This window comes from Collinsella aerofaciens (genome assembly GCF_015554145.1).
Classification (GTDB): domain Bacteria; phylum Actinomycetota; class Coriobacteriia; order Coriobacteriales; family Coriobacteriaceae; genus Collinsella; species Collinsella aerofaciens_AA.
On sequence record NZ_JADNHZ010000041.1, the window covers coordinates 1 to 6856 of the forward strand.

At 63.0% G+C, this 6856-nt stretch carries 7 protein-coding genes and 1 pseudogene; all 8 read left to right on the forward strand.

Annotated elements, in window-relative coordinates:
• Positions 1–411: 411 nt before the first annotated feature.
• The 8 genes and pseudogenes from tet(W) (at position 412) to I2E13_RS10795 (ending at position 6796) form a co-directional block, all read left to right on the forward strand.
• On the forward strand, positions 412–2331 hold the full coding sequence (tet(W), locus tag I2E13_RS10765; RefSeq protein ID WP_195405104.1) for a tetracycline resistance ribosomal protection protein Tet(W): 1920 nt from the start codon (positions 412–414) through the stop codon (positions 2329–2331).
• Positions 2217–2531, forward strand: a complete 315-nt coding sequence (locus tag I2E13_RS11310) for a DUF4368 domain-containing protein (protein ID WP_430393067.1) — start codon at positions 2217–2219, stop codon at positions 2529–2531. The genes tet(W) and I2E13_RS11310 overlap by 115 nt, the downstream gene beginning before the upstream one ends.
• Positions 2532–3147: 616 nt before the next feature.
• The gene (locus I2E13_RS10775; protein WP_075279297.1) at positions 3148–3519 is read left to right on the forward strand and encodes a YraN family protein; all 372 of its coding nucleotides are present in this window, start codon (positions 3148–3150) and stop codon (positions 3517–3519) included.
• 204 nt (positions 3520–3723) lie between these two features.
• A pseudogene (locus I2E13_RS11240) lies at positions 3724–3873 on the forward strand (ParA family protein); the annotation flags it as partial.
• 103 nt (positions 3874–3976) lie between these two features.
• Positions 3977–4489, forward strand: coding sequence for a ParA family protein (locus I2E13_RS11170; protein ID WP_271817658.1), 513 nt, complete (start codon positions 3977–3979; stop codon positions 4487–4489).
• Positions 4476–5432 (forward strand): ParB/RepB/Spo0J family partition protein, encoded by a 957-nt coding sequence (locus I2E13_RS10785; RefSeq protein ID WP_101677773.1) that lies wholly within the window; start codon positions 4476–4478, stop codon positions 5430–5432. Before I2E13_RS11170 ends, I2E13_RS10785 begins: the two co-directional genes overlap by 14 nt.
• Positions 5433–5642: 210 nt before the next feature.
• Positions 5643–6089 carry a CopG family transcriptional regulator gene (locus I2E13_RS10790; protein WP_101677774.1) on the forward strand — a complete coding sequence of 149 codons (447 nt, stop codon included), beginning with the start codon at positions 5643–5645 and terminating at the stop codon, positions 6087–6089.
• Positions 6077–6796 (forward strand): relaxase/mobilization nuclease domain-containing protein, encoded by a 720-nt coding sequence (locus I2E13_RS10795; RefSeq protein WP_229057962.1) that lies wholly within the window; start codon positions 6077–6079, stop codon positions 6794–6796. Before I2E13_RS10790 ends, I2E13_RS10795 begins: the two co-directional genes overlap by 13 nt.
• Positions 6797–6856 lie beyond the last annotated feature (60 nt).

Here is a 6856-nt window from a genome sequence, read left to right on the forward strand (position 1 = left end):
CGGATTCGCGCCTCAGGACTCAGCGCAACGCGTTGCGCTGAGTCCTGAGCCTGTTGCAATGAAGATGAGAATCAAGGGTTACATATAAGGGGAAGAAAAATTTCTTTTAGGTACTTGCTTTCCTAAAACTGATGTGATACAATGATTTAAACCAGAAAAGGAGTAAAAAATATGCGGCAAGGTATTCTTAAATAAAATTTGATAATGGGCGCAAAAATGATTGCCCCTTGCAGGGGCTTAGTTTTTGTACCCAATTTAAGAATACTTTTGCCTTTTTAGTAAATATCGTGACGGACAGCGGCTCATGTAAGCCGTCATACTTCTGTTTGTCCGAAGTCATGATCCCCAGCGGTAAAAGTATTAGCCGCTGGGGATTTTTGCGCCCATTTGGGCCTTGTATGGAGGATAGACATGAACATTATCAATATCGGGATTCTTGCCCATGTAGACGCTGGAAAGACAACCTTGACGGAGAGCCTGCTATATGCCAGCGGAGCCATTTCAGAACCGGGGAGCGTCGAAAAAGGGACAACGAGGACGGACACCATGCTTTTGGAGCGGCAGCGTGGGATTACCATTCAAGCGGCAGTCACTTCCTTCCAGTGGCACAGATGTAAAGTCAACATTGTGGATACGCCCGGCCACATGGATTTTTTGGCGGAGGTGTACCGCTCTTTGGCTGTTTTAGATGGGGCCATCTTGGTGATCTCCGCTAAAGATGGTGTGCAGGCCCAGACCCGTATTCTGTTCCATGCCCTGCGGAAAATGGACATTCCCACCGTTATCTTTATCAATAAGATCGACCAGGCTGGCGTTGATTTGCAGGGCGTGTATCAGTCTGTTCGGGATAAGCTCTCCGCCGATATTATCATCAAGCAGACGGTGTCGCTGTCCCCGGAAATAGTCCTGGAGGAAAATACCGACATAGAAGCATGGGATGCGGTCATCGAAAATAACGATGAATTATTGGAAAAGTATATCGCAGGAGAACCAATCAGCCGGGAAGAACTTGCGCAGGAGGAACAGCGGCGGGTTCAAGACGCCTCCCTGTTCCCGGTCTATCATGGCAGCGCCAAAAAGGGCCTTGGCATTCAACCGTTGATGGATGCGGTGACAGGGCTGTTCCAACCGATTGGGGAACAGGGGAGCGACGCCCTATGCGGCAGCGTTTTCAAGGTGGAGTATACAGATTGTGGCCAGCGGCTCATCTATTTGCGGCTATACAGCGGAACGCTGCGCCTGCGGGATACGGTGGCCCTGGCCGGGAGAGAAAAGCTGAAAATCACAGAGATGCGTATTCCATCCAAAGGGGAAATTGTTCGGACAGACACCGCTTATCAGGGTGAAATTGTTATCCTTCCCAGCGACAGCGTGAGGTTAAACGATGTATTAGGGGACCAAACCCGGCTCCCTCGTAAAAGGTGGCGCGAGGACCCCCTCCCCATGCTGCGGACGACGATTGCGCCGAAAACGGCAGCGCAAAGAGAACGGCTGCTGGACGCTCTTACGCAACTTGCGGATACTGACCCGCTTTTGCGCTGCGAGGTGGATTCCATCACCCATGAGATCATTCTTTCTTTTTTGGGCCGGGTGCAGTTGGAGGTTGTTTCCGCTTTGCTGTCGGAAAAATACAAGCTTGAAACAGTGGTAAAGGAACCCTCCCTCATTTATATGGAGCGGCCGCTCAAAGCAGCCAGCCACACCATCCATATCGAGGTGCCGCCCAACCCGTTTTGGGCATCCATAGGACTGTCTGTTACACCACTCCCGCTTGGCTCCGGTGTACAATACGAGAGCCGGGTTTCGCTGGGATACTTGAACCAGAGTTTTCAAAACGCTGTCAGGGATGGTATCCGTTACGGGCTGGAGCAGGGCTTGTTCGGCTGGAACGTAACGGACTGTAAGATTTGCTTTGAATACGGGCTTTATTACAGTCCGGTCAGCACGCCGGCGGACTTCCGCTCATTGGCCCCGATTGTATTGGAACAGGCATTGAAGGAATCAGGGACGCAACTGCTGGAACCTTATCTCTCCTTCACCCTCTATGCGCCCCGGGAATATCTTTCCAGGGCTTATCATGATGCACCGAAATACTGTGCCACCATCGAAACGGTCCAGGTAAAAAAGGATGAAGTTGTCTTTACTGGCGAGATTCCCGCCCGCTGTATACAGGCATACCGTACTGATCTGGCCTTTTACACCAACGGGCAGAGCGTATGCCTTACAGAACTGAAAGGGTATCAGGCCGCTGTCGGCAAGCCAGTCATCCAGCCCCGCCGTCCAAACAGCCGCCTGGACAAGGTGCGCCATATGTTTCAGAAGGTAATGTAAAGATACCTACCGTCAACGCCGAGAAATTTATGGGCATTGTCCGCAAGCACCTTGCCTTTGAAGAACTGACCCCCACTCTCTTGCGGGAAATGATCGAGAAAATTGTGGTGCATGAGTGCAGCTATGATGAGAACGGCACCCGCAGGCAGGACATTGAGATTTATTACAGCTTTGTCGGCAAGATTGACTTGCCCGAATAACCGCCCGACCTATCCGACACAATGGCCAAGTGTCGGATAGGAACGGCAAAATTTTTTGCACTTCTATTGCTTCTTTATCACACATAAGCAAACGGACGTGTCGCGCAGCACCGTAGCCGTTCCGCGCAACGAAAAGCCTCACCGCCAGCGATCTCGTGCGCACATCGGCCGCAAGCGGCACGGGAGAGGCCGTCCCGATTAGGGTAGCGGCGCCGCGACTCGGAAACGCGCCTCCGTCCTCCACGCGACGTCCCGACGTAACCCTCGCGAGCGCCCCGGCAACCGCCGACGGGCCGCATCCCATGCCCGGAGGGTCTCGGCGCCCATGGCCGGTTCCATGCCGCACGCCTCCGCCCCTCCGACCCGAAACCCGCCCCGGCGCTCCTTGGACGCGCAGGGTCGCACGCCGGCAGGCGGCCCGCAAGGGCCGCGACACTTTTTCGGGTTCTTCGCCCCATGCGCTGCGCGCGCGAACAACGCGAAAAACTGACGTCGGGAGATTTCTACAACCACGTCCGACTTCGCTTCCTCCCTTGCCGGCACGCCCGCGCTGCATGCGACTCACGCGACGCAAGGCACGCCATAGGGGCGGGCCTCAGAGTCTAAGGAGCAAGACATGAACGACATGAAGGAAAAGGCGATGGGCGCGGTCAAGGCCTTCCTCGAGCGCAAGGGCTACGAGATCGTCGACGAGGCCTGGCAGGGGCCCGAGGGTATCGGCGGGATCGACCTCGTGGCGGTGGACGAGGACGGGACCCTGGTGTTCGTCGACGCCACGGCCCGGATCGGGACGGACGGCTTCCCCGAGGCCCACAGGGCGCGCGGGCTGCGCGAGGCGCTGGCGGCGACGTGGCTCGCCGGCAACGGCGACGACTACGCCGACACCCCGGTCCGCTTCGACGAGGTGGCGATGATGGTCGTCAAGGAGAACCGCGCGCTCCTGCGCCACCACGTCAACTGCTTCGGCGAGATGGAGCCGCTCTCCTAGGCGGCGCGCCCGGCCCCGGGCTCCCGGGGCCGGGTTTCCCCGAAACTCGGCCCCTGTACCACGAAAGCGTACATATCCGTACGTTTTCGTGGTACACTCCGCTTGTCGGACAAATCCGTACGATTTTGTCCCGACGCTCCGAGACTCGGGGCGCGCCGGACCGGATGCGGCGAGGCGCGCCCCACGCTAGAGAGGACGCGACCCATGCGCACGATAGCCATTTCCAACTACAAGGGCGGCGTCGGCAAGACGACGACCGCCGTGAACCTGGCGGCCATCTTCGCCGCCCGGGGCCTTCGGACCCTGCTCGTCGACCTCGACCCGCAGGCGTCGGCCACCGACTTCTTCGGCCTCTACGACCGGGCCGCCTCCGAGCGGCGCACATCGGTCGAGCTGCTCTACGGCGGCGCGCCCGTGGAGGAGATCGCCTACGCCGCCGGGGGAGAACCTCGACGTGGTGGCCTCGACCATCGACCTCGTCGACCAGAACGAGATGCTCCTGCGCGAGCAGCGCCTCAAGTTCGCGCTCGACGACGCCTCGGGCTCCTACGACGTCTGCCTCATCGACTGCAGCCCCGTGATGCGCAGGCTCGCCTTCAACGCCTACCTCGCCGCCGCGGAGGGCGGCATGGTCGTCATCCCCGTGAAGCTCGACTCCACCGTGATGCGCGGCACGGCGCTCACCGTGGAGGCGACGCGCTCAATCGCGGACGCCCTGCGCATGCCCACGCCCAGATGGAAGATACTGCGCACCTGCGTGCCCGGCCGCATGACCAACGCCGAGACCACGGGCGCGGCCGTGCTCGACGGGTTCTTCCCAGACGAGCAGTTCGAGACGGTCATACACGCGAGCAGCAAGGTCTGCGAGGGCAGCTGGCAGTGGAAGCCGGTGGCCGCCTTCGAGCCGGGGAGCCGCCCCGCGCGCGACTACGAGGCCCTCGCCGACGAGGTGTACCGTGAGCTCGCCTAGCCAGGTGGCCGCGGGATTCACCATCACGGGGCTCCTCGACGGCGCGTCCCGCACCCGCGGGCGCTACCCGGTGTCCGAGATCGCGGTGGCCGACATCGCCGACCACCCGGCGAACGCCGCGTACTCCATGGACCCGGCCGGCATAGCCGAGCTCGCCGAGTCGATACGCCAGGACGGCCTCACCGACCTGCCGCTGGTGCGCAAGGTCGGAGACGGCTCGTGGCAGATGGTCTCCGGGCACCGCCGCAAGGCCGCCTACGCGCTGCTCGCCAAGGACGACCCCGCCTACGAGAGGATGCCCTGCCGCGTGATAGAGGGCATCGACGACGAGCGGGCGGTGACGCTGCTCCACGCCGCGAACTACTTCACCCGCGCGCTCACCGTGACCGAGCGCGCCGCCGCGACCGAGGCGCTCAGGGGCGACGCCGTGCGCCTGCGCTCCGAGGACCCGTCGCTTTCCGGCATGCGCGTCGACGACGTGAAGGCCGCCATCATCGAGCGGCAGACGGGCCGCAAGGTCTCCGGCAAGACCATCGCGCGCGAGGAGAGGCTTGCCCGCAGGATCGCCGAGGACCTCTCGCCCGAGTGGGCCGCCGAGGCCGACCGAGGCAACCTCAGCGCCGAGGCGGTGCGCTCGCTCGCGGGCATGCCGAAGGAGCGCCAGGCGGAGATGCACGCCGCGATGGAGCCCTGGCGGCGCACCAAGCGGGAGCTCTCCGACTACGTGAGGAGCGAGAGCAAAACGCAGGCCGGCCCCGACGGGCGCATCGCGAAGGCCGCGAGGCTCGTGGCCGACTTCCTCGAGAGCCCGCCCGAGAGCCCGAGCGCTGCCGACCTCTCGCTGCTGCGGGAGATGGCGCTCATGACCGCGCCCTACGCGGAGGCGGGCGCAGGAGCCCGGAAGGTCCGAAGAAGGGCCTCGCATTCGAAATCCAGCAAGTAGCCTATGGCGTCCGACATCGCGTCGGGCGTCCATAGCACTTGGGGACCGGGCGGCCTCGGACCCGTCATGCCGCGGGCCGTTTGGGAGCCCGCTTACGCGAGGCCCGGTCCCAGAGGCGGCGCCCGAGCCGGGCCGCCGCCTGCGGGGAATCCCCCGCGCCCCTAGAGAGACGCGCCCGCCGCACGGCGGGCCCGAGGAAAGGAATCCGCAATGGAAGAGAGCGTCGGCGGCGCCAGGGGCAAGGAGCGCCGCGTCACGTTCCGCATGGAGGGAGGCGACTACGACGCGCTCTGCGAGCGGTGCGAGCGCGCCGGCCTCAGCAAGTCGGAGTACCTGCGCTACCTCGTGCGCATACCGCTGTCGACGGAGGCGAACGCGGGAGACGAGCACCGCATACTCGTCGACCGGAAGGCCCTGTGGGCGATGTCGCGCGAGCTCACGAAGTGGGGCTACCACTACAACCAGGCCGTGCACGCGATGAACCTCATCAACTTCCACGCCCGCCACGGGCGCGTCGACCGCGACCTCGTCGCGGATAGCGTCCCGACGATCGAGCGCGAGCTCGCCGACGTGAACGCCGCGGCCCGAGAGATGGCGGCGGAGCTCGGTCGCATCGGCGCCGACTCGCTCGTGGAGGGCTCGCCATGCCGATCCTGAAGCCGATAAGCGGCCACGGCTCGACGGGCGGCATCCGCCGCTACCTCGAGAAGGGAGGCCGCGCCCTGGCGCGCGACCTGTTCAACCTGAGCTACGACGAGCGCGACGCCGGCGCGCTGGGGGAAGACGCCAAGGAGGCCTGCGCCTGGGACGCCGAGATGGACGCCACGCGCGCCGCCTTCGGCACGGACGCGCCCTGGCGGGGAAAGCCCGCGCGCACGTTCAAGCACTTCGTGCTCTCGCCGGACCCCGGCGACAGCATCGACCTGGCGGCGCTGCGCGAGCTCGCGTGCTCGTGGGCGCTCAAGCACTTCGGCGACCACGAGATCGCCATCGTCTACCACGACGACAACGCCCGCGGCATACCGCACGCGCACATCGTCGTGAACAACGCCAACCTCCGAACCGGCTACCGCATGCAGACCCAGCACCCCGAGGACCTCAACCGAGACCTTCAGGACATGGCGCGCGAGCGCGGGCTGTCGGGGCTCTCCAACGACCGAGCTCCCGAATCGCCGTCGAAGGCGCGCGGGCATGCCGGCGCGGGCGGGCCAAGGAGCCGCAGGAGCGTCTACCTGGGCCGGGCCGAGAAGGAGATCATGCGCTCGGGCGGCTACTCGTGGGTCGGCGACATCCGCGCCCGCGTCGCGCTCGCCAAGACCACGGCGCGCGACGAGGCGGAGTTCCTCGTGTTAGCGCTACTGTAAAAACAACCATTTTGACCAACGCTCAATAACCAATCATGCCAACGCAATCCCGCCATTTGC

What these genes read in the sequence shown, in the direction of transcription:
- I2E13_RS10790 (WP_101677774.1), top strand. Translation starts at nt 5,643, where the DNA reads ATGGAAGAGAGCGTCGGCGGCGCCAGGGGCAAGGAGCGCCGCGTCACG.
- I2E13_RS10795 (WP_229057962.1), top strand. Translation starts at nt 6,077, where the DNA reads ATGCCGATCCTGAAGCCGATAAGCGGCCACGGCTCGACGGGCGGCATC.
- I2E13_RS11310 (WP_430393067.1), top strand. Translation starts at nt 2,217, where the DNA reads ATGCCTTACAGAACTGAAAGGGTATCAGGCCGCTGTCGGCAAGCCAGT.
- I2E13_RS10775 (WP_075279297.1), top strand. Translation starts at nt 3,148, where the DNA reads ATGAACGACATGAAGGAAAAGGCGATGGGCGCGGTCAAGGCCTTCCTC.